Origin of the sequence: Hydrogenophaga sp. NFH-34, from assembly GCF_021401345.1 — a bacterium.
Lineage (GTDB): Bacteria > Pseudomonadota > Gammaproteobacteria > Burkholderiales > Burkholderiaceae_C > Hydrogenophaga > Hydrogenophaga electricum.
Genome location: NZ_JACBGE010000026.1, coordinates 58,643 through 79,251 on the forward strand (window position 1 = coordinate 58,643; position 20,609 = coordinate 79,251).

Sequence of the window (20,609 nt, forward strand, 5' to 3'; positions counted from 1 at the left end):
CCGATGGGTGCCAGGGCGGCACTCGCCTTCAGAGCGCTTCGTCTTTCGGATCACGTCCCATGAGAGCCGCCACGGCTTCAGCGGGCTTGAGACGCCCTTCGAGCAAGGCCACCACGCCTTCGCTGATGGGCATTTCCACCCCGAGGGCACGGGCCCGCTGCACCACTGTGCGCGCGCTGTAAACCCCTTCGGCCACATGGCCCAAGGAGTCGACCGCCTGCCGCAAGCTCAACCCCTGGGCGAGCAGTTGGCCCACCTTGCGGTTGCGCGACAGATCTCCCGTGGCGGTGAGCACCAGATCGCCCAGGCCCGACAGCCCCATGAAGGTGTCCGCGCGCGCCCCCAGCGCCAGTCCAAGCCGTGTCATTTCGGCCAGCCCGCGGGTGACCAGCGCGGCCCGCGCGTTGAGCCCCAGCGCCAGTCCGTCGCAAAGGCCGGTGGCAATGGCCAGCACGTTCTTGACCGCACCGCCCACCTCGACGCCCACGATGTCTTCGTTGGCATAGACCCGCAGCGTGGGGCCATGGAATGCCGCGACCAGCGCCTCTCGAACACTGGCGTGTTCGCTGGCGGCAACCAGCGCTGTCGGCTGGCCCCGGGCCACTTCCTGGGCAAAACTCGGGCCGCTGAGCACGCCGGCCCGCAATTGCGGGGCCACGGCCGCCGCCACTTCATGCCCCATCAGACCCGCCGCGCCCGGCTCTTGCGAAGACTCGAAACCTTTGCACAGCCACGCGACGGGCACGTGCAGCGTGCGCAAATGGGTCAGCATGCCCCGCAGGGCGGCCATGGGCGAGCCGATGATGATCAGATCCGCCCGGGCCAGCAACCCGGCATCGGGCGACAACGGCTCGTGGCTGACCTGCAGCACCGGCGGAAACGGATGCCCGGGCAGATAGCGCGTGTTTTCGCGCGCCGCCTGCATCTGGACCGCCTGGGCCGCATCGCGGGCCCAGAGCGTGACCTCATGGCAAGCGCCCGCATGCCCGGCGGCATTGATGGCCAGCGCCGTTCCCCAGGCACCTGCACCGAGGACGACGATCTTCATCCCCGGGTCCCGCTTATTGGGTGGCGCCGTTGGTCCCAGCCGCCTGTTGCTGCTCGTACATGGCCTGGAAGTTGATCTCGGCCAGGTGCACCGGCGGGAAGCCGCCGCGCTGGATCAGGTCGGCGACGTTGCCGCGCAGGTAGGGATAGACGATCTGCGGACAGGCAATGCCCATGATCGGCCCCATCTGTTCTTGCGGCAGGTTGCGGATCTCGAAAATGCCGGCTTGCTTGGCCTCGACCAGGAACACGGTCTTGTCCTTGATCTTGGTCTGCACCGTGGCGGTCACCGTGATCTCGTAGACGCCATCGGCCGCCGGGCTGGCTTCCACGCCCAGTTGGATATCGACCGACGGCTGTTCCTGCTCCAGCAGGATGGCGGGCGAATTGGGCTGCTCCAGAGAGGCTTCCTTCAGGTAGATGCGCTGGATCTGGAACACGGGATCTTGGTCGGCCATGATGTGCTTTCAAACGTCGGACAAAACAAAGCCCGCCGGGGAGGCGTCCCGCAGCGGGCACTGGGCGATTATCGCCTTTGCGCCAGAGGCCCCGGCAAGCGGGCCACCAGCTCAGCCCTGTTGCAACAGGGGAACCAGTCCGCCCTGGGCGTCCAGGGCGTGCAGGTCGTCACTGCCACCGACGTGGGTGGTTCCGATGAAGATCTGCGGCACGCTGGTGCGACCGGTGATGCGTGTCATCTCGGCACGCACATCCGGGCGGCCGTCGACCACGATCTCTTCGTAATCGGTCACCCCCCGGCGCTGCAGTAGGGCCTTGGCGCGGACGCAGTAGGGGCAGTAGTCGCTGGAATAGATGCGAACGTGCTGGGCCATGGCTCAGGCCTTCTCGACCGGTAGGCTCGCGCCGCGCCAGGCCGCCAGGCCGCCAGACAGGCTCTGCGCCTTCTCGTAGCCCAGCTTGCGTGCGACGGCCACCGCGCGCTTGGAACGCACGCCAGAGGCACAGACCAGAATCACGGGCAATGCCTTGTTCTTGACCACGGCAGGCAGGCGGCTTTCCAGGTCGGCCAGGGGCACGTTTTTGGCGCCAGCCACGTGGCCCGCCGCATATTCTTCGGGGCTGCAGACATCGACCACCACCGCTTTTTCACGGTTGATCAGTTGCACCGCGTCGGTCGGGTTGAGCGCACCGCTGCCCGCACCACTGCGCAGCACCGGCCACAACAACATGCCTCCGGAAACCACGGCCACGGCGATCAGGGTCCAGTTTTCGACAAAGAAACTCACAGGGTTCACCTTTCTGGGACAAGGCAGGGATTCTAAAATGTCTGGTTTACCAAGGCGCGGGCATGGCCGTTCTTTCTCTCCCCATGCGCTGACGACCCGCCCTCTCCGCCCAGAAACCGATCCGCTCACTGCCGCACACCATGTACAAACTCGTCCTGATCCGCCACGGCGAATCCACCTGGAACCTCGAAAACCGTTTCACCGGCTGGACCGATGTCGAGCTGACCCCCACCGGCGTGGCGCAGGCCCTGGAAGCCGGCCGGCTGCTCAAGGCAGAAGGCTGGGACTTCGACGTGGCCTACACCTCCGTGCTCAAGCGCGCCACCCACACCCTCTGGCATGTGCTGGACGCCATGGACCGCACCTGGCTGCCCGTGGTCAAGAGCTGGCGCCTCAACGAGCGCCACTACGGCGCGCTGCAGGGATTGAACAAAGCCGACATGGCCAAGCAATACGGTGAAGCGCAGGTGCTGGTCTGGCGCCGCAGCTACGACACCCCGCCGCCGGCGCTGGAACCGACCGATCCGCGTTGCGAACGCAGCGACCGCCGCTACGAAAAGCTCACGCCTTCCGACGTGCCCCTGACCGAATGCCTCAAGGACACCGTGGCCCGGGTCATCCCGTTCTGGAACGAGGCCCTGGCGCCGGCCATCAAGAGTGGCAAGCGCGTGGTCGTGGCCGCCCACGGCAACTCGATCCGCGCGCTGGTGAAATACCTGGACGGCATCTCCGACGCCAACATCGTGAACCTGAACATCCCGAACGGCATTCCGCTCGTGTACGAGCTGGACGCCGAGCTCAAACCCATCCGCCACTACTACCTGGGCGATGCGGAAGCAGCAGCCAAGGCCGCCGCCGCCGTGGCGGCCCAGGGCCAGAAAGGCTGAGCCCGCGCGGCAAGGCGCTACAGCCTGCCGGGTTTTGGTGGAACCGCCAAGGCCTCGCAGCACTCCAAGGTGTATATTGATCCGGAATGGGCGCCTAAGCGCCCGGCCCGAGCTTGCGGGGAATGTTCATGGCGAAACAGATGAGTCCCAAACTCAAGATTGCCGGCTGGATTGCCGTCGGCGCAGTGGCAGGTGCCCTCACCACGGTGCAGTTGCAGGCAGTGGCGCGCAGCACCCTGGCGCCCCTGCCTCTGGAGGAATTGCAGCAATTGGCGGCCGTCTTCGGCATGGTCAAGACCGACTATGTGGAGCCGGTGGACGAGAAAAAGCTGATCTCCGACGCCATCGCCGGCATGGTGGCCAGCCTCGACCCCCACTCGCAGTATTTCGACAAGAAGTCGTTCAAGGAATTCCGCGAAGGCACTTCCGGGCGTTTCGTCGGCGTGGGCATCGAGATCACGATGGAAGACGGCCTGGTGAAGGTGGTGTCCCCCATCGAAGACTCCCCCGCTTTCCGCGCCGGCCTCAAGTCGGGTGACCTGATCACCAAGATCGACGACACCGCCGTCAAAGGCCTGACGATCAACGATGCGGTCAAGCTGATGCGCGGCGAGCCCCGCACCAAGGTGCTGCTGACCATCTTCCGCAAGGACGAGAACCGCAGCTTCCCGGTGACCATCGTGCGCGAAGAGATCAAGACCCAGAGCGTCAAGACGCGCGTGATCGCACCGGGCTACGCCTGGGTGCGCGTGTCCCAGTTCCAGGAGCGCACGGTCGACGACTTCGCGCGCAAGCTGGAAGACATCTACAAGGCCGACCCCCAACTCAAGGGCCTGGTGCTGGATCTGCGCAACGATCCGGGCGGACTGCTCGACGCTGCCGTGGCCCTGTCGGCCGCGTTCCTGCCCGAAAACGTGACCGTCGTGTCCACCAACGGGCAACTGGAAGACAGCAAGTTCGTCTACAAGGCCGTGCCCCAGCACTACCTGCGCCGCGGCGGTACCGACCCGATCGCCCGCCTGACCCGCAACACCAACGGCTCGTTCAAGACCTTGCCGCTCGTGGTGCTGGTCAATGAGGGATCGGCCTCGGCCAGCGAAATCGTGGCTGGCGCCCTGCAGGACCACAAGCGCGCCACCCTGCTGGGCAGCCAGACCTTCGGCAAGGGTTCGGTGCAGACCGTGCGGCCGCTGGGGCCCGATACCGCCCTCAAGCTCACCACCGCGCGCTACTACACCCCCAACGGCACCTCGATCCAGGCCCGCGGCATCATTCCCGACCTGTTGGTCGACGAAACCGCCGAGGGCAATGTGTTCGCCGCCTTCCGCACCCGCGAAGCCGACCTGCAAAAGCACCTGATCGGCAAAGAAGAGGTCACCAACGGCCCCATGACGGATACCCAGCGCGCCGCCGAACAGCAACGCGAAGAAGCCCGCGAGCAGGCCCGCAAGCGCCTGGAGGAAGAAGCCAAGAAGAATCCGGGGCAGCGCCTGATCCCCGAGTTCGGCAGCGAGAAGGACTTCCAGCTCCAGCAGGCCCTGAATCGCCTCAAGGGGCAGCCGGTGGTGCTGAGCCAGTCACAGACACCCCGGGAAGAAGAGAAGAAAGAAAACTGATCCCACAGCCCGCCTCCCCGGCGGGCTTTTCACTTTGGACGACCCACAACTCCTGCGCTATGCGCGCCACCTGTTGCTCGACGAGATCGGCGTCGAAGGGCAAGAGCGCCTGCTGGCTTCGCACGCGCTGATCATCGGCGCCGGCGGCCTGGGATCGCCCGTTGCGCTCTATCTGGGCAGCGCGGGTGTGGGACACCTCACGGTGGTGGATGCCGACACCGTCGATGCCACCAACCTGCAGCGTCAGATCGCGCACACCCTGGCCCGCATCGGCCATGCCAAGGTCGACTCCGTGCGCGAAGCCGTGGCCGCCATCAACCCCGACCCGGTGGTCACGGCACACGCCGCACACGCCGACGACGCCCTGCTCGCGCGACTGGTACCCACTGCGGACGTGGTGATCGACTGCACCGACAACTTTGCCACCCGCCAGGCCATCAACCGCGCCTGTGTCGAACATGGCAAACCGCTGGTCTCGGGAGCAGCCCTTCGCCTGGACGGCCAACTGAGCGTTTTCGACCCGCGCGATGCGGCGTCGCCCTGTTATGCCTGCGTGTTTCCACCCGACGCCGCGGTTGAGGAAACCCGCTGCGCCACGATGGGGGTGCTGGCGCCGCTGGTGGGGATCGTGGGCACACTGCAAGCCACCGAGGCGCTCAAACTGCTGGCGGGGCTGGGTTCGCGCATGACGGGGCGGCTGCTGATGGTGGATGCCCGCGACCTGCGCTTCGACGACGTGCGCCTGCGGCGCGACCCCGCCTGCCCGGTCTGCGGCGGCCGCTCAGCGGTTTGAAGCACCCGCGCGCGGTGCTATCGGCGCAGACGGCGGGCACGGACCGTACCGGCGCCGGAAGTCACCCGGCCACTCCGGCGACGCCTCGGCAAACACCCCACGCCGGGCCGCCCGGGCCCGCGCTTCTTCCGCCGCATACGGGCCCGGGTTGAAGCGCCAACGGTACGACCAGGCATGCCCCTGCGCGACCAGCCAGGCGGCGACATCCGTTTGCCGCTGGGACAGCCGTACCAGCGGCCGGCCGTAGTGGTCGCGTCGGCGCTCGCGCACCTGAACCACCCGCCGCTCTATCCGTTCCGCCAGGGCGTCACGCGCGGCCAGCCCGCCCGGCTGGCAGATTTCGGGCGCGTCGATGCCGTCCAGCCGCAGTTTGCGGGGCCGGCCATCGGGCAAGGGTCGCACCCACAAGGTGTCGCCGTCGAACACGCGCTCGACGCGGGCCTCGTACACCCGCTCGCGCGATGCATCGGCCGCCCGCGCAGGAAGGCCAGCCACCAGGCACGCCAGGGCGAGCCACGCGATCTCACCCTTCATACGGCCATGTAGCGGCCAGGCCTGTGGTTGATGGCCAGGGTCATGTTGAGCACCACCGCCCCCACCACCGACCAGGCAATGTGCGTCCAGTCGGTCACGGCGAAAGCCGCCACCACGATCGCGCAGTCCAGCGCCATCTGCACATGCCCGGCGCGCCACCCCCAGTGCTCCTGCAACCAGAGCACCAGCACGTTGAATCCGCCCAGGCTGGCCCGGTGCCGAAACAGCATGAGCATGCCGGTACCCGTCAGCAAGCCACCGGCCACCGCGGCAAATGGCGTCACCAAAGCGCCAATTTCCAGCCAGCGCGGCACCGCCTCGGCGAACACGGCCAGCAGGCCGACCGCCGCGAAGGTCTTGGCCGTGAACAGCGGCCCCATGCGCCGCCAGGCCAGCACGTAAAAAGGCAGGTTGATCACGAAGAACACGAGGCTGAAATTCCAGCCCATGGCGTAGTGCAGCAGAAAGGCCAGGCCAGCGGTCCCGCCGGTGAGCAAGCCTTCATGGCGGAAAAGCACCACGCCCATGGCGACAAACAGCGTCCCGATCAGCAGGGCCTGCAGGTCTTCGTGGGGTGCATGGCGGGTCTTGGCAGCGGGCGCCAGTGGCGGTGCGGCATGGGGCGCCGAGGCTTCATCTGGCGGGGTGGCGGGAGAGGTCATGGCTCGCTTCGGGGATTCACAGGCAAACGCGCGAGTGTGCCTCAGTGGTCACGCCACCCGGTTTGACGCGGGTCAGGAAGCGGCTCGGCGCTCACGATCCAACCCTCCAGCGGATCGAAGTCGGGCAGGCCGTAGCGGACATCGCCTTGCGCGTGGCGGTGAGCCGCCCAGGCCGCCTGCAGCAGGCACAGCACGGCGTCCAGGCAGTCGCCGGTGGCATCGTCCGCCAAGGCGTCGCGCTGGGCGTGGGAGAGTTTGAGCCGGATGCCCGCTGCCTGCAGCAGAGGTGCCTGGCCCGTCTCGAGCGCGTCGATCAGGCTGCGCCGCGCGATCAGGCGCTCGGAGGTCTGGCGCTGCCGGTCATCGCTCTTGTAGGGTTGCCGCCCCAGCACGCTGCGCGCCAGCAGTCCCGGATACGCCTCCAGCGCCACACGCTGCGTGTCCCCCGGGAGCAGGCCCGGCAGATGCACCCCGGCATCGATCAGGCGCGGCATGCCGGCGTGCAGCATGAAGGCGACCGGCGGGTTGACCCACTTCATGCTCGGACTGGCTCCTGCCGGCCCGTCGGTCGCCCGATGCGCGAACTTCCCCCCCACAGGGCGCGCGTCGCAGAAGGCCGCAAACAGCTCGCGGAGCTGCGCGCGCTCCAGCGCCGCGCTGTGGCGTATGCAGGCCAGCCATTCGGTGGGCCAGCCCAGCGCGGCCACCAGCTCGCGCGGCCAACCAAAAGGCAAATCGAAACCACCGATCCAGCCTGCCTCATCGGCTGGTCGGGCGATCCAGGCCTGCCAGGCGTCCAGCGACTCGAAGGCTTCCAGCCGGTCCAGTCGCACACGCGGGCCTTCGCGCCAGCCCACGGCCAGGGTGATGGGTTTGCGGCGAGACGGCGCACTGCTGAAGTCGCAGCCCAGCAGTTGCACAGGCGGGGTGGTCATGACCGCGGTTTCCGGGGCCGGGCACACCGGCCCGGCTCACCAGGGCGAATTCAGGCGCGCCCGATGATGCTGGCGGTGGCCATCAGCTCTTCCAGCAAGGCCAGCGAGACCTTGCCCGAGACGCTGTAAGGATCGAATTCAGGGCGCTCGGAGTACTTGAGCACGATGGAGGTGTTGAGCTTGGACAGGTTGACCTGGCCCATCGTCCAGCCGCCAAAGCGGCGCTCGCTGATTTCTTCGTAGTGCAGCAGCACCACGTCGGTGTGGCGCCCGTCGGCCACGATGTGGTTGTACAGATTGTTGACCGCGTGCCGACCGCCTTCGATCGCCTGCAGGAAGATGCCGCCACCGTAACAGAGCACGCCCGTGATACCTTTGTGCAGGTTGTGGGCGCGGGAAACTTCGAGGATCGACTCGATCGCGGACTTGGAACACTCCTTGTCCACGGAGCGGCTGACGTAGAGCAGGCGAACCAGCATGGCGACGGATCAGACAGATTGGCGGGGAATCAGGGACAGGAACTCGCGGCGCAGGGTGGCGTCCTTGAGGAAAACGCCCCGCATCACCGAGTTGATCATTTTGCTGTCCATGTCTTTCACGCCGCGCCACGACATGCAGTAGTGGCTGGCTTCCATCACGATAGCCAGGCCATCGGGCTGGGTCTTTTCCTGGATCAGGTCGGCCAGTTGCACCACCGCCTCTTCCTGGATCTGCGGACGGCCCATGACCCATTCGGCCAGTCGCGCGTACTTGGACAGGCCAATCACGTTGGTGTGCTCGTTGGGCATGACGCCGATCCATATCTTGCCGATCACCGGGCAGAAATGGTGGCTGCAGGCGCTGCGCACGGTGATGGGCCCGACGATCATCAGCTCGTTGAGATGCTCGGCGTTGGGGAATTCGGTGATCGCCGGCCCCTTCACGTAGCGGCCGGCGAAGACCTCCTTGAGGTACATCTTGGCCACGCGGCGCGCCGTGTCACCCGTGTTGTGGTCACTCTCGGTGTCGATCACCATGCTGTCGAGCACGCCCTGCATCTTGTCCGTCACTTCTTCGAGCAGCTTGTCCAGCTCACCCGGTTCGATGAACGCGGCGATGTTGTCGTTGGAGTGAAAGCGCTGGCGAGCCTCGCGCAGGCGCTCGCGGATCTTCACGGAAACGGGCACGCCCTCTTCCTGCTCGGCGGCATTGTCAGGAGTCATGTCGGCATCGGATTTCATGAGCATCCGGGCATGCTAACACCGCCGCTTCCCGCCCCCAAGCCCGGGAAACAATGGCCTTGGACCGGTTGCGCCTTCAGTAGCGGTGCCCGGTCACGAACAGGCTGGCGCGCATGATGCCGAACGCCATACGGTCCAACACCCGCTGCCGCCAGGGCCGGTGCGCCAGGGTCTGCAGGTCCAGGCGCTGGCCGCTGCGGGCCATGATGGTGTCCAGGCAGTCGTGCAACAGGCTGCCGAAGCGCCGGTCCGTTGTGAGCACATTGGCCTCGCGGGCCAGCAGCAGCGAGAGCGGATCGAGATTGGTCGACCCCACGGTGGCCCAGCGACGGTCCACCACGGCCACCTTCGCGTGCAACGCGCTCGGCGCGTACTCATGGATTTCGATGCCGGCCTGCAGCAACTGGTGGTACACCGGACGTGCAGCGTGGTACTGCAGGAAATGCTCGTACTTGCCCTGCAACAGCAGCCGCACCCGCACACCGCGCCGCGCCGCGAGCAACAGCGCCTTGCGCAGGCGCCGCCCCGGGATGAAATAGGCGTTGGCAATCACCACGTCGTGCCGCGCGCGGCCGATCGCCTTGAGGTAGGCCCGCTCAATGTCGCTGCGGTGTGTCACGTTGTCCCGCAGCAGCAACACCGCCGACGCGTCGTTGACCCCCCTCGGCGGCAGCGAGTCGTCGTCCGCGTCGGGCGATTCGGCCGCACCGTCCCAGCGCGCCCCACTCAGGCCGGAGCGCACATCGATGGCCGCCAGCAGACGCGAGAAATCCCCCACCGGACTCAAGGCCCGCAAGGCTTCCCAGGCAGCCTTGAACTCGCGCTGGCGGGCCTTGCGCACCGCCTGCAGGCGCCACCATAGCTGCTCCATGGTGTCCACCATGTCGTCCACCAGCGGGCCCGCCACACGTAGGGAAAAATCCAGCCGGGGCACCTGCAGGTGGCCCAGCGCGACGTCCTCATGGTCGTCAATGATGTTGATGCCGCCACAGAAACCCAGGGTGCCGTCCACCACACAAAGCTTGCGGTGCAGCCGCCGCCAACTGCTGGGAATGAGCAGGCCAAAGCGCCCCAGCGGCGCGTAGGTCACCCAGCGCACACCGGCCTGCGCAAAACGCTGCCGCCATTCGGTTGGCATGCTGGGCGTGCCCACACCGTCGATGACGAGACGCACGGTCACCCCACGCCGGGCAGCGCGCTCCATCGCTTCGGCCACGGTCAACGCCGCCCCGGCGAACTCGAAGATGTAGGTTTCGAGGTGGATCACCGTGCGCGCCGCGTCCATGGCTTCGACCAGGGCCGGGAAAAACGCCTGCCCCCCCTGCAGCAACAGCAACTGGTGCCCGCGCCGCAGCCAGCGGGGACCTGACGCGGCCGCCGGGTCCGGCGCAGGCGGCATGTTCACAGCAGACCCAGCTCCGCGATCAGGGGCAGGTGATCCGACATGCGCGACCAGGCACGGCCATGCGGCACGTGCGCGGACAACGGTTTCAGCCCACGCATATAGATGCGGTCGAGGTGCAGCAGCGGCAAGCGCGAGGGATAGGTGGGCAGCCGGATGCCATCGAACGTTCGCAGGCCCAGATCGGCCATGGGTCGCAGCAACTGCGCACCCCAGTCGTTGAAGTCGCCAGCCACGATCAGCGGGTCGTTCTCGGGCACCTCGCGCACCAGAAACTGCCCCAGCCGCTGCACCTGGCGTTCCCGGCTGGCGTGGATCAGGCCCAGATGCACCACCACCACGTGCACCAGGCGGCCGTCAACGAGCACCTGCACATGCAGCAGGCCACGCTGTTCAAAGCGGTGATCCGACACGTCGGTGTGCCCGGTTCCCAGCACCGGCCAGCGCGACAGCAGGGCGTTGCCGTGCTCGCCGTGGCGGGTGTAGGCATTGGTCATGTAGACCGACTCATACCCTTCCGGGGAGAGGTAGCCGGCCTGATCCAGATCCGGCCAGCGGGTGAAATAGCGCTCCAGCTTGCGGTGATGACGCCGCACTTCCTGCAGGCAGACGATGTCCGCATCAAACTGCTCGACGGCGTGCGCCAGATTGTGGATTTCCAGCCGGCGCACCGGCCCCAGGCCTTGCACGCCCTTGTGAATGTTGTAGGTGGCAACCCGCAAGGAACTCATGCTCGAATCATCGCACGGCGGCCCCTTCCCGGGAACGCCGCTGCAGGTTCAGAACCCGCTTTCGCGCACCAGCACCGATGCCACCCGCCGGATGCCACCAGTCAACAGCGACTCGGGCTTGCCCTCGATACGCACGCGCACGGTCGCCATCTGCTGCGTGGGCAAGGGCTCGTCAAGCACAACGCGCACGCGGAACAGCGCATCGCGCAGCACCCGGCCGCCCTGGGCCTGGCGCGAAGGATCCGGCAGAGTGGCGAGCGGCCCCCCGTGGTTGGCATCGAGCATGGGCGTCGGCAGGTACTGGGTGCGGGACACGTCGATCGCCTCCACACGCCCGTTCGCCCAGGCCATGGCGCTCGACAGCAGCCGCACGCGCACGGCATCTCCGGTGCGCAGACGGCCGAGATCGGCCTCCGGCACGTAGGCGTCGACCACCCACCGACTGGGGTCCATCAGCACCGCCAGCGGTTCGCGCGACTTGACCCAGACCCCGGGCGCCAGGCCGGGGTCGATGTCCTGCAACTCACCGTCGAAAGGGGCGCGCAGCGTCAGACGTTCGCGCTCGTCCTGGTTGAGTTTCTGCTCGGCCTCGAAATACGCCTTCTGCGATTGCAGGGTCTGGCGCTGGGCCTCACCATCCTCCAGACCGAGCAAGCCGGCGATCTGCCGCTCGCGGGCCAGGGCGAGCTGGCGCGACTTGTCCTGCGCGATGCTCAGCACCTCGGAGTCCAGCACGAACAGCACATCGCCGGTCTTGAAGGTGCGCTGCGCCGGCATGTTCACAATCTGGGCCGCAAAGGGCGCATGGATCTGCTGCTGCTCCTGCGCATGCAGCCAGCCATAGCCCATCACCCGGCTGCTGAACGGAAACAACAGCACGGCCAGCACCACGGCCAGTCCGACCCAGAGCCCGCGGCGCCGGTTGGGCAGGATTTCAGCGCGGCGCTCTTTCCACACGGCCAATTCTTTCATCACGGGTTTGCCAATGAACCAGGTCAGCTCCACCGCCATCAGGATCAGCCCGAGCACCTTGAAAAAGAACAGATACACCAGCAGCGCGATACCCAGAAACACCGTGAAGCGGTAAACCCAGGTGATCAGGGCAAAAGTGATCAGCGCACGGCGCTTGGGCGCGGCGAAATGTTCGGGCCAGGCGTCCCGAAAACCCAGCAGGGTGCGGCGCAGCCACACCCGCGCCTGCCCACCCGCGCGTTCGTGCAGATTGGGCATGTCGACCAGATCGCTGGCGATGAAGTAGCCATCGAAGCGCATGAACGGACTGGCATTGATTGCCAGCGTCAGCACCCAACTGGTGGTCGCCAGGAAAAACAGGCCGTTGCGTACAGAGCCTTCAGGGGCCAGCGTCCAGAGCAGCGTCGCGATCCCCGCGAGGGCCATTTCCACCGCAATGCCGGCACTGGCGATGGCCAGACGCTGGCGGGCGCTCTGCAGACGCCAGCTCTCGCTCGTGTCCGTGTAGAGCATGGGCAGCATCACCAGAAAGGCCACCCCCATGTGCGCCACCCGCACGCCATACCGCGTGGCGGCCAGCGCATGCCCGATTTCATGCAAGGTCTTGGCCAGCGCCAACGCCACGCCGTAGCCGATCACCCCGGTCAGGGTGAGGTTGTCGACAAAGGTGTGGGTAAAGACATCCCACTGGCGGGACACCAGATACACGCCGGTCAAGGTGATCAGGCCGATGACCAGCGCCACGAACGACATGTTCACCCGCTCCAGCGTGGGCCGCAGGGCGGCCAGCCAGCGCTGTGGCCGCACCAGCGGCACCCGAACGAACAGGTAGTTGTGCAGCAGCCATTCGAAAAAAGTGCGCTGCATGCGCTGGTGCAAGCCCTGCACCCGCTCCACGTCGGCCTTGGAAATCACCCGCAACAGTTGGTTGTCGGCAAGGAATTTGCCCAGGCGCTGCACGTCTTCGGGCACCACATTGAGGGGCGTCTCGCGGTTGACCTGCGCCGCCAGCGAAGCCACATCGTTGTCGGCCCAGTGCACGAGCAACTCGAAGTCGAGCCAGCCGATCCGGAAAAACCGGTTGGTCACCGGGTCCTGGATCATCCAGGCTGGCGAGCCGTCTTCGTTGGGCGCCGCGGGAAACAGGATCAGCTCGTCCCGGATGGCGGGCAGGGGCACTTTGCGCGGCCGAGCCTTCACCTGGCGTGGCAAGGACATCGCCACCCCGGATTTCGGGGCTTGTGCGCCAGCGCTCACAGCCCGGTCCATTCCCGGAGCTGGGCCAGGGGACGGCGGAACAGGTAGTAACCCAGCAGCACCCAGTCACCGGAAATGCGGGCCGTGCCCCGCAGACCGATGCGCGGAATCTCGGTGCCTTCGGCAAAGCGCGCGCGCAACCGGTAGGAAGCCACGCCGTCCGGGCTTTCGGATGCCTGATAGCTGGTTTCGATCAGCGCGGCCGGACGCGGGCTCAGCGGTTCGGTGTGCAGGAACAGGCGCACGGGTGCGCCGGTATCGAGGTTGATCGCGTCGGACACGCCGAGCCAGACCAGCACGCCACCATCTTCGGGTTGGGCCAGTTGCATGACCCGCTCGCCAGTGACCACCGGCCGGCCGATCCAGTCATTCGGGTCGGTGTAAATGGCGATGCCGTCGCGGTCCGCGCGCACTTCCACCCGCTGGGCCTGGGTGTCGATGGCGGCCAGCTCGGCCTCCTTCTCGCGCACACGGCCGAGCGCCACCGCAACTTCGGCTTTGCTCTTGGTGTCGTCGAAGGCGCGCTGCTGGGCCACATGGGCGTCGGCCTGCGCCACTTCCAGCGACTTGCGCGCCACCTGCAACCGGTTGGCCAACGCCGAGTCGTCGAGCGAGAACAGCAGGTCGCCAGCCTTGACCCGGGTATTGGGCGAGACCGCAAACGAGCCGATGACCCCGTCCTGCGGCGCAGCCACGGCCAGCGCATTGAGCGCCACCACCTCGGCGGGTGCCAGCACCGACAGGCGCACCGGGATGAACAGCAGCGCCACCACGGCCGCGACCAGCTTCCAGCGATGGCGCTTGCCGAACAGGCGCCGCACCCGTGCCCAACGCGACTGCCCGGAACCACCGAGTGCGTGCTGGCAGTAGCCATAGGTAGTGTGCAGGCGCGACAGCAGCACCAGCTCGCGCTCGGTCCATGGCTCTTCGCGCGCGTACAGGACGAAGCCCAGAAAGTCCCCGCGAGACCGGCGCAGCGGCACCAGCAGCAGGTGCTCGGGCAACCATTCGCTCCAGCCTTCGACATCGTCGGGCGCCGCGTCGGCCAGGTCCAGGCGGTGGATTTCGCCATCGCGGGGCAAACGCTGTGCGAACCGGCTGAGCCAGATCGCGAACGGGGAGTCGTTGGCGACACTGACCAGTCCCGACGCCGACACCAGCTTGGGGGCCCCCATCTGCATGTCGAACAGCGCTGCCTGCCGATACGGCACCAGCGCATGGGTCTCGTTGACGATGGTGAAGCGCAGCGCGGCCAGCGTCTGCGCTTCCTGCGCCCGGGCTTCGATCTGCAGCAGCAAGCCCAGATCTGCGGCGTCCGTCATGTCTCAGCGCATGCCGGCAAAATTCGCCACGCCACTCATCCCGGGACGCAGCTCGGCATGCGACTTCAACAGCGTGCCTTCCAGCTCGATCGTCTGGCTCACCGGATCGATGCGGCTGTTGATGCGGCGCACCTTCGCCGGGTAGGTCTGCCCCGTTTCGTCGATGGTGACCTCGAAATCGTGGTCCATCTTGATGCTCGACACCCAGCGAGAGGGCACGTTGAGCTTGAGCAGCAGCAAGCCGCTGCGCACCAGATCCAGCAGAGGCTGGCCCGCAGCCACCGTCATGTGGCTGCGCACATGCAGTTTGGCCGTCTGGCCATTCCAGGGCGCCCGGATCGAGCACTGCGACACCTGGAACTGGTACAGATCAATCTGGGCCTTGGTCTTGGCGACGGCACTGGCGGCCAGCGCCACTTCCACGTCGCTGGCCTGCTCCAGGCCCTGCATGCGCAGCTTGGCTTCGTACTGGTCGGTGGCTGCCGCCTGTTCGGCCTTGGCCATCGCCAGGCGCGCCTGGGGCTCTTCGCAGTCCAGCGACACCAGCACCTGGCCCTGACGGAAAGGCAGGCCCAGCCCGACGTGCAGGGTATTGATCTTGCCCGGCACCGGACTGGCCAGCGTGGTTTCCCCCGCCGGCAGTACCAGCACACGGATCGCCTCGCCCGCCGCGGGCGCCGTCCGCGTCGCGGATTGGGCATGAGAGAAGAAGGTGGCCCCGGCCAGGCACAAACCCAGCACGGCACCCGCAGTTGCTCGTAGACGCATGTCAGTCAATGCTCAGCCAGTTCTTGAGGTCACCCATGTTCGCATTGAGCGCCGCCGTCAGGCTGGCTTCATAGATCGAGGCACGGGCATTGGCCGGTATTGTCGTGGCAAAACGCGCCTGCTGCTGCTGGCCCGCCTCGTCGGTCATGTTCAGCACCCAGGCGGCCTTTTCCAGGCCCGCTCGGTCGGTCGACTCGAAAGCCAGTTGCAGCGGACGGCCATTCTGGGCATCGGTCTCGATCTGGTGGCGGCTCAGGAACTCGGTCACCAGCGCCTTCATGCGCACCTGCTGCACCGGATCGGTGATGCCGGCGAGCTGGACGTTGACCGACGGCGCGCGGCCGAACAGGTTGGAGGACAAGGCAAAGGCGTCCTTCTCCGTGGCCTGCAGGTGGCCCTTGACGCGCTGGGTCAGCGCCGGCAGATCGTTGGCCTCGAAGTCGTCGGCAATCGGATCGAAACCGATGGTGTTGTACAGACGACCGAAGGCGATGTGGGCGTTGGCGTAGGCGTTGGCACGCTGGTAGGCCCCCAGCACGGCGCGGGCCTGGGTGCGGATGGCTTCCAGTTCGCTGTCCAGCTTGGCGGTGACCGAAGCCTTGGTGTAGGCGGCCAGGCGAGCATCCACCTGAGCGGCCTGATCGGCCAGTTTGAAGTCTTCCAGGGCCATGCGGTAACGCTCGGCACTCACGCGGGTCTGCGTGAGGATGGCCATCGACAGCGCCATGCGGCGGGCTTGGTCGGTAGCTTCCTGGTACTTCTGGGCATCCTTGAGCGAAGGCAGCGCCACCAGACGCATCAGGTTCCAGGCAATGTTGGCACTGCCTTCGGTCCAGCTGTTGTTGAGCAGGAAGACGTTGGAGTCGTGCTTGCGGCCATAGCTCAGCGAGATGCCGGGCAGCATGGCCAGGATCTGCTTGCGGGCTTCGTCCGCGGTGATGCGCTTGCGGAAGTCTTCTTCACGCAGTTCGGGACGCTGCAGCAGCGCCGCCTCTTCCAGCTTGACCAGATCGCGCGGAGCGGCCGGCAGGGCGGTCTCGGTGGCTTCGGCCACGCGGAAGTCGACACCCGGAGGCACGTTCATCAGGGCGGCAAGTTCGCGCTTGGCGAAATCCAGGTCTTGACGGCGCTGGTTCAACAGCGTGGTCGCGTCCAGCAGGGCACGCTGGTAGGCCAGGGCCAGGTTCGGCGGAATCACCTTCTGGGTTTCGGCTTCGCGGGACCGGTTGAGGGCCAGCGAGGCACGCTGCACCACCTCGTCGGCCTGGGCGTTCAGGCGCTGTGCGCCCAGCGCGCGCCAGTAGGCCGCACGCACGTCCTGCAGCAGGTTCTGCACCACCTTGCGGCGACGTTCTTCCGCGATCAGGAACTGGTCACCCTGCTGGCGGGCACGGTAGTAGGAAACACCGAAATCCAGCACGTTCCAGGAAAACTCGATGCCGCGCAGGGAGCGGTTGCGCTCGTCCGAAGAAGTGGGACGGTCGGACACCTCGCCGTCGAGGATGCCGATGCTGGTGCCGCCCGAATAGTTGTTGCGGCTGCTGTAACCGGCCGAAGCCACGACCTGCGGCAGCATGTCGTAGCTGGCGTAGTCGGTCAGGCCCATGGCCAGTGCCGACTCCATCTTCTTCAGCCGGTAGTCCAGGTTGTACTTCATGGCCCGGGCAACGGCCTCTTCCAGCGACACCGGTGCACTGATGGGTGCCTGGTTTTCGTACATGCGGGCGGTATCTTCTTTCACCCGGTCCCGCACTTCGTCGGCCGTGAGGGCGCGAGGTGTCACGGAGCAACCGGCCACCACAGCCGTCACCGCCAGTGCAACCAGGGTCCGCACGATGGCGGTGGAGGAGTTCTTGTCGTTCATCTTCATGTCCTTGTCAGAAATCGGATTCAGCTGATAACGGTGGTACGGGTGATCGGGCGAGCGCCAAGGCTTCGGTCCTTGGCCAGCCTTTCCAGTTGGCCCTTCAGGCCAACAGCGGCCCGAGGCTTGACCACATCCTTGGCAGGGGCCTCGGCAGCGCGGTCATCGGTCGGTGCGGCAGCACGGGCCTCGCCCTTCTCGGGCGCCTGTGCCTTGGTCGCCGGCTTGGGGGCTTCGGCCTCAGGAGCCGGCTTCTCAGCGGCTTCCTGCGGCTTGGGCGCGCCCAGGGCGAACGGATCGATCAAGGTATCGAAGCCCGGCGTGGCGGAGTTGTAGCCGTCGATCGCCGCAGAACGAAGCTGGGACTCCAGCTGCGAAGAGCGGACAGCGTGCTGCACGAACAGGTTCGGCGCCATGGCCACCGGCTGGTAGCGCACCGCATGCTGGACATGCAGTGCCGGGCGGAAGTCGGCCACCTCGCCAAATGCACGCTCGCGAATCAGGGTCACGCCGGCATCGCGGTCACTGCTCTCGAACAGCAGGCTGTCCGGCACCTGGGCCAGCGCCTCGCCCCAGAGCGGCGCTGCGAGCTGCAGGCCGCCCAGCGGCGACGCATACAGGTTGCGCTCGGCGTTGGCGTCTCCCACGGCATAGAGCACGTGCAACTGGTTGCTGGTGCCTGGTGGCAGGGTAGGCACCGTCGGCGCGGGCGACACCGGATCGCGTTCCCAGCCCGGCTGGGTTGGCGATTCGGGGGCAGGCGCTGGAGCCGGTGCCGGTGCCGGTGCGGGAGCCGGCGGCGGGCTTGGCTGGGGTGCCGGAGCCGGAGCCGGAGGCTTGGCTGGCACATCGGTCAGCGTCAGCGTGGCGGTGGCCGTCGCACCATCCGGGTCGGAGATGGTGTAGGTGGCCACGGGCACGGGACCCGCGTAGCCATCGACCGGATCGAAGGTGTAGCTGCCATCCGGGTTGATCACCAGGGTGCCCACGCCCACGATCGTCGCGGTCGTTCCCGCCGGGAAAGTCTCGGCCTCACCATCGCCATCGGTATCGATGCTGAACTCGGTTACCGTCAGCGGATCCCCATCGACATCCGAGTCGTTGGTGAGCACGTTGCCCGAAACCGGGGCATCAGGGACCGTGATCCGCACATCGTCCACCGCCACCGGGGGATCGTTGACCGGCCGGATGATGATGTGGATCACCGCATTCGAAGTTTCCCCATCCGGGTCACTCACGGTGTAGCCCACTGGAATCGGCGTGAGACTGTTGAAGTTCTCCTCTGGCGTGAAGGTCAGGCTGCCATCCGGATTCATCGTGATCACACCGATGGGCGTGGTGCCGTCGGCCGGATCGAAGATGGTGACCGGTGTGGACGGATCGATGGGCTGGCCATTGATTTCCTTGATGGTCAGCGGATCGCCCTCGGGGTCGAGGTCGTTGGTCCGCGGATCAAAGGACACCGGCTGGTCTTCTTGACCGGTCACATGATCGTCGTACGCAGCCGGTGGGTCGTTGGAGGCATCCACCACCAGGATCAGGGTCCCGGTATCGGTCGCACCATCCGGGTCGCTGACGGTGTAGGTGACGGGTGGAACCGGGCCTTCGAAGCCATCTGCGGGCTCAAAGGTGTAGCTGCCATCCTCACCGATCTCCAGCGTCCCCACGTTGGGGATCACGATGGTTGTACCGGGCAGGTAGGTCTCTGGCGTGCCATCGCCATCGGTATCCACCTCGATACCCACCACCGTCAGCGGATCACCGTCCGGATCGCTGTCGTTGTCCAGCACGTTGCCGGTCGCCGTTTCGTTCGGCGGGATCACCTGGCGATCGTTTTCCGCGACCGGGGCATCGTTGAGCCCATTGACGGTGATGGTCAGCGTGGTCGTCGCCGTCAGGCCTGCCGCATCCTTGACCGTGTAGGTGAACACGTCGTCCCGCGACTCGCCAGCCGCCAGTGCCTGCGCCGCAGCGTTGGGCACGTAGGTGTAGCTGCCATCGGGGCGCAGCGTAAGGGTGCCCCAGCTGCCCGCGACCGCAGCGTTCACGTTGGCGGCGCTGCCGTTGACGGCAGAAACCGACAGGCTGTCGCCATTCGGGTCGATGTCTGCACCAGGGCCATGGATCACACCCTGGGCGGCGTCCACCACCAGCGGAGTGTCTTCGTCCGTGACATTGGTGTCCGGCAGGGCCTCGGGAGGCAGATTGGGTTCACCCACGTTCACCGTCACCGTGGCCGTGGAAGGTTCGCCACTCGGGTCCGTGACCGTGTATTCGAACGTCACCGGACCGCTGGTCCCGGGTTCGGGAACAAACGTGACCGTGCCATCCGGATTGAGCGTCACCGTGCCCACCGGATCCCCCGAGACCGGGTCGTTGATGATCACAGGCGTACCGGGCGTCACCGGCGTACCGTCGATTTCCCGCACGGTCAAGGGATCGCCGTCCGGGTCGTTGTCGTTGCCCACCACATCGATCGTGACCGGCTCATCCGGGCCCGTCGTCACGGTGTCGTCGTTCGCCACCGGTGGATCGTTGACCGGCGTCACTGTGACCTTGACCGGCGCCGTCAGCTCCTTGCCCGACTGGTCCTGCACGGTGTAGGTGAAGTCCACGTTGCCGTTGAAGTTCTCGGCCGGCGTGAAGACCAGGGTGTCGTCCGTCGGATCGTCGAGTGTCCCCCCGTTGTCCAGCGACACGGTGCCCACGGGCAAGCCCGTGATGCTGTCCACGATTTCCACCGGCGAGCCCACCACGATCGGCTGGCCATTCACTTCCTTGATCGTCAGCGGCCCTTCACTGCCCGGATCGTCGTTACCAAGCACATCGATGGTCACGGGCGTGTCTTCCGACGTGATGGCCGAATCGCCCACCACCGACGGAGTCTCGGTGCCCTTTTCCACCGTGATAGTCAGGGTCGCCTCGTCCGTACCACCGTCGCCATCGCTGATCGCGTACGTCACCGTGGGCACGCTGCCCGAGAAGCCAGTGGCCGGCGTGAAGGTGTAGCTGCCATTGGCCCGGATCACCAGTTCACCAACACCAGCGATGACCGCAGTCTCTCCTGCCGCAAAGCTCTCGGGTGTGCCGTCATCATCGGTGTCCACCGTGAAGCCCGTGACCGTCAGCGGATCACCATCCGGGTCGCTGTCCCGGCCCGCACCCGTGTTGTCGGTCAGCACATTGCCGCTGACCGGCACGTTTTCCACCGTCGTGCGAACGTCGTCTGTAGCCACCGGCGGCGGGTTCACCGGCTCGATCGTGATCGTGCCTTCGAACGTGCCACCCTGACCGTCGTTCACCGTCACCGGGATCACGATCGGGCCGTTGTTGTCCACCGGCGGCGTCACCG

The 20,609-nt window shown here is 66.5% G+C and carries 19 protein-coding genes; 3 read left to right on the plus strand and 16 right to left on the minus strand.

All coding sequences use genetic code 11. The features are described 5' to 3' along the window. Positions 1 to 28: 28 nt before the first annotated feature. The 4 genes from L0977_RS21170 to L0977_RS21185 all read right to left on the minus strand — a co-directional run bounded on the left by L0977_RS21170 (position 29) and on the right by L0977_RS21185 (position 2,294). A complete protein-coding gene (locus tag L0977_RS21170; RefSeq protein WP_234266850.1) occupies positions 29 to 1,048 on the minus strand; it encodes an NAD(P)H-dependent glycerol-3-phosphate dehydrogenase in 1,020 nt (339 codons plus the stop codon). Positions 1,049 to 1,061: 13 nt separating this feature from the next. Further along, positions 1,062 to 1,505, minus strand: coding sequence for a protein-export chaperone SecB (gene secB / locus L0977_RS21175; protein ID WP_234266852.1), 444 nt, complete (start codon positions 1,503 to 1,505; stop codon positions 1,062 to 1,064). Positions 1,506 to 1,616: 111 nt separating this feature from the next. After that, complete coding sequence (gene grxC, locus L0977_RS21180; protein ID WP_234266853.1) at positions 1,617 to 1,880, minus strand: glutaredoxin 3; 264 nt, start codon at positions 1,878 to 1,880, stop codon at positions 1,617 to 1,619. Positions 1,881 to 1,883: 3 nt separating this feature from the next. Further along, positions 1,884 to 2,294: a rhodanese-like domain-containing protein gene (locus L0977_RS21185; protein WP_234266854.1), complete on the minus strand. Its 411-nt coding sequence runs from the start codon at positions 2,292 to 2,294 to the stop codon at positions 1,884 to 1,886. A gap of 140 nt (positions 2,295 to 2,434) precedes the next feature. Here L0977_RS21185 and gpmA point away from each other — a divergent pair, with 140 nt between their 5' ends. The 3 genes from gpmA to L0977_RS21200 all read left to right on the plus strand — a co-directional run bounded on the left by gpmA (position 2,435) and on the right by L0977_RS21200 (position 5,590). Then, positions 2,435 to 3,181 carry a 2,3-diphosphoglycerate-dependent phosphoglycerate mutase gene (gene gpmA / locus L0977_RS21190; RefSeq protein WP_234266855.1) on the plus strand — a complete coding sequence of 249 codons (747 nt, stop codon included), beginning with the start codon at positions 2,435 to 2,437 and terminating at the stop codon, positions 3,179 to 3,181. 140 nt (positions 3,182 to 3,321) lie between these two features. Beyond that, positions 3,322 to 4,797, plus strand: coding sequence for a S41 family peptidase (locus L0977_RS21195; RefSeq protein ID WP_234266856.1), 1,476 nt, complete (start codon positions 3,322 to 3,324; stop codon positions 4,795 to 4,797). A 34-nt stretch (positions 4,798 to 4,831) separates the two neighbouring features. Beyond that, entirely contained in the window at positions 4,832 to 5,590 is a 759-nt protein-coding gene (locus tag L0977_RS21200) for a HesA/MoeB/ThiF family protein (protein WP_234266857.1), read from the plus strand. Here L0977_RS21200 and L0977_RS21205 read toward each other — a convergent pair. The 12 genes from L0977_RS21205 to L0977_RS21260 all read right to left on the minus strand — a co-directional run. Then, on the minus strand, positions 5,579 to 6,124 hold the full coding sequence (locus L0977_RS21205; RefSeq protein WP_234266858.1) for a thermonuclease family protein: 546 nt from the start codon (positions 6,122 to 6,124) through the stop codon (positions 5,579 to 5,581). The genes L0977_RS21200 and L0977_RS21205 overlap by 12 nt on opposite strands. Then, positions 6,121 to 6,786, minus strand: a complete 666-nt coding sequence (locus tag L0977_RS21210; RefSeq protein WP_234266859.1) for a YitT family protein — start codon at positions 6,784 to 6,786, stop codon at positions 6,121 to 6,123. The genes L0977_RS21205 and L0977_RS21210 overlap by 4 nt, the downstream gene beginning before the upstream one ends. A gap of 41 nt (positions 6,787 to 6,827) precedes the next feature. Further along, positions 6,828 to 7,721, minus strand: coding sequence for a DUF429 domain-containing protein (locus L0977_RS21215; protein WP_234266860.1), 894 nt, complete (start codon positions 7,719 to 7,721; stop codon positions 6,828 to 6,830). A 50-nt stretch (positions 7,722 to 7,771) separates the two neighbouring features. Next, positions 7,772 to 8,200, minus strand: coding sequence for a BLUF domain-containing protein (locus L0977_RS21220; RefSeq protein ID WP_234266861.1), 429 nt, complete (start codon positions 8,198 to 8,200; stop codon positions 7,772 to 7,774). A 9-nt stretch (positions 8,201 to 8,209) separates the two neighbouring features. Next, positions 8,210 to 8,947, minus strand: a complete 738-nt coding sequence (folE, locus tag L0977_RS21225) for a GTP cyclohydrolase I (protein WP_234266862.1) — start codon at positions 8,945 to 8,947, stop codon at positions 8,210 to 8,212. A gap of 70 nt (positions 8,948 to 9,017) precedes the next feature. After that, positions 9,018 to 10,340, minus strand: coding sequence for a cardiolipin synthase ClsB (gene clsB / locus L0977_RS21230; RefSeq protein WP_234266877.1), 1,323 nt, complete (start codon positions 10,338 to 10,340; stop codon positions 9,018 to 9,020). A 2-nt stretch (positions 10,341 to 10,342) separates the two neighbouring features. After that, positions 10,343 to 11,074, minus strand: a complete 732-nt coding sequence (locus tag L0977_RS21235; protein WP_234266863.1) for an endonuclease/exonuclease/phosphatase family protein — start codon at positions 11,072 to 11,074, stop codon at positions 10,343 to 10,345. 48 nt (positions 11,075 to 11,122) lie between these two features. Next, a complete protein-coding gene (locus tag L0977_RS21240) occupies positions 11,123 to 13,264 on the minus strand; it encodes an HlyD family efflux transporter periplasmic adaptor subunit (protein ID WP_234266865.1) in 2,142 nt (713 codons plus the stop codon). Between the two features lie 35 nt (positions 13,265 to 13,299). Next, positions 13,300 to 14,625: a biotin/lipoyl-binding protein gene (locus L0977_RS21245; RefSeq protein ID WP_234266866.1), complete on the minus strand. Its 1,326-nt coding sequence runs from the start codon at positions 14,623 to 14,625 to the stop codon at positions 13,300 to 13,302. A gap of 3 nt (positions 14,626 to 14,628) precedes the next feature. Next, positions 14,629 to 15,393, minus strand: a complete 765-nt coding sequence (locus L0977_RS21250) for an efflux RND transporter periplasmic adaptor subunit (protein ID WP_234266867.1) — start codon at positions 15,391 to 15,393, stop codon at positions 14,629 to 14,631. A 1-nt stretch (position 15,394) separates the two neighbouring features. After that, entirely contained in the window at positions 15,395 to 17,257 is a 1,863-nt protein-coding gene (locus L0977_RS21255; RefSeq protein WP_234266868.1) for a TolC family protein, read from the minus strand. 26 nt (positions 17,258 to 17,283) lie between these two features. Next, positions 17,284 to 20,609, minus strand: a 3,326-nt coding sequence (locus L0977_RS21260) for an Ig-like domain-containing protein (RefSeq protein WP_234266869.1), incomplete at its 5' end; no start/stop codon positions are given.

Excerpts from the sequence above, each read along its gene's own strand:
- L0977_RS21170 (WP_234266850.1), bottom strand. The coding sequence starts at position 1,048 with ATGAAGATCGTCGTCCTCGGTGCAGGTGCCTGGGGAACGGCGCTGGCC.
- secB (WP_234266852.1), bottom strand. The coding sequence starts at position 1,505 with ATGGCCGACCAAGATCCCGTGTTCCAGATCCAGCGCATCTACCTGAAG.
- grxC (WP_234266853.1), bottom strand. The coding sequence starts at position 1,880 with ATGGCCCAGCACGTTCGCATCTATTCCAGCGACTACTGCCCCTACTGC.
- gpmA (WP_234266855.1), top strand. The coding sequence starts at position 2,435 with ATGTACAAACTCGTCCTGATCCGCCACGGCGAATCCACCTGGAACCTC.
- L0977_RS21195 (WP_234266856.1), top strand. The coding sequence starts at position 3,322 with ATGAGTCCCAAACTCAAGATTGCCGGCTGGATTGCCGTCGGCGCAGTG.
- L0977_RS21205 (WP_234266858.1), bottom strand. The coding sequence starts at position 6,124 with ATGAAGGGTGAGATCGCGTGGCTCGCCCTGGCGTGCCTGGTGGCTGGC.
- L0977_RS21210 (WP_234266859.1), bottom strand. The coding sequence starts at position 6,786 with ATGACCTCTCCCGCCACCCCGCCAGATGAAGCCTCGGCGCCCCATGCC.
- L0977_RS21215 (WP_234266860.1), bottom strand. The coding sequence starts at position 7,721 with ATGACCACCCCGCCTGTGCAACTGCTGGGCTGCGACTTCAGCAGTGCG.
- L0977_RS21220 (WP_234266861.1), bottom strand. The coding sequence starts at position 8,200 with ATGCTGGTTCGCCTGCTCTACGTCAGCCGCTCCGTGGACAAGGAGTGT.
- folE (WP_234266862.1), bottom strand. The coding sequence starts at position 8,947 with ATGCTCATGAAATCCGATGCCGACATGACTCCTGACAATGCCGCCGAG.
- clsB (WP_234266877.1), bottom strand. The coding sequence starts at position 10,340 with ATGCCGCCTGCGCCGGACCCGGCGGCCGCGTCAGGTCCCCGCTGGCTG.
- L0977_RS21235 (WP_234266863.1), bottom strand. The coding sequence starts at position 11,074 with ATGAGTTCCTTGCGGGTTGCCACCTACAACATTCACAAGGGCGTGCAA.
- L0977_RS21240 (WP_234266865.1), bottom strand. The coding sequence starts at position 13,264 with ATGTCCTTGCCACGCCAGGTGAAGGCTCGGCCGCGCAAAGTGCCCCTG.
- L0977_RS21245 (WP_234266866.1), bottom strand. The coding sequence starts at position 14,625 with ATGACGGACGCCGCAGATCTGGGCTTGCTGCTGCAGATCGAAGCCCGG.
- L0977_RS21250 (WP_234266867.1), bottom strand. The coding sequence starts at position 15,393 with ATGCGTCTACGAGCAACTGCGGGTGCCGTGCTGGGTTTGTGCCTGGCC.
- L0977_RS21255 (WP_234266868.1), bottom strand. The coding sequence starts at position 17,257 with ATGAACGACAAGAACTCCTCCACCGCCATCGTGCGGACCCTGGTTGCA.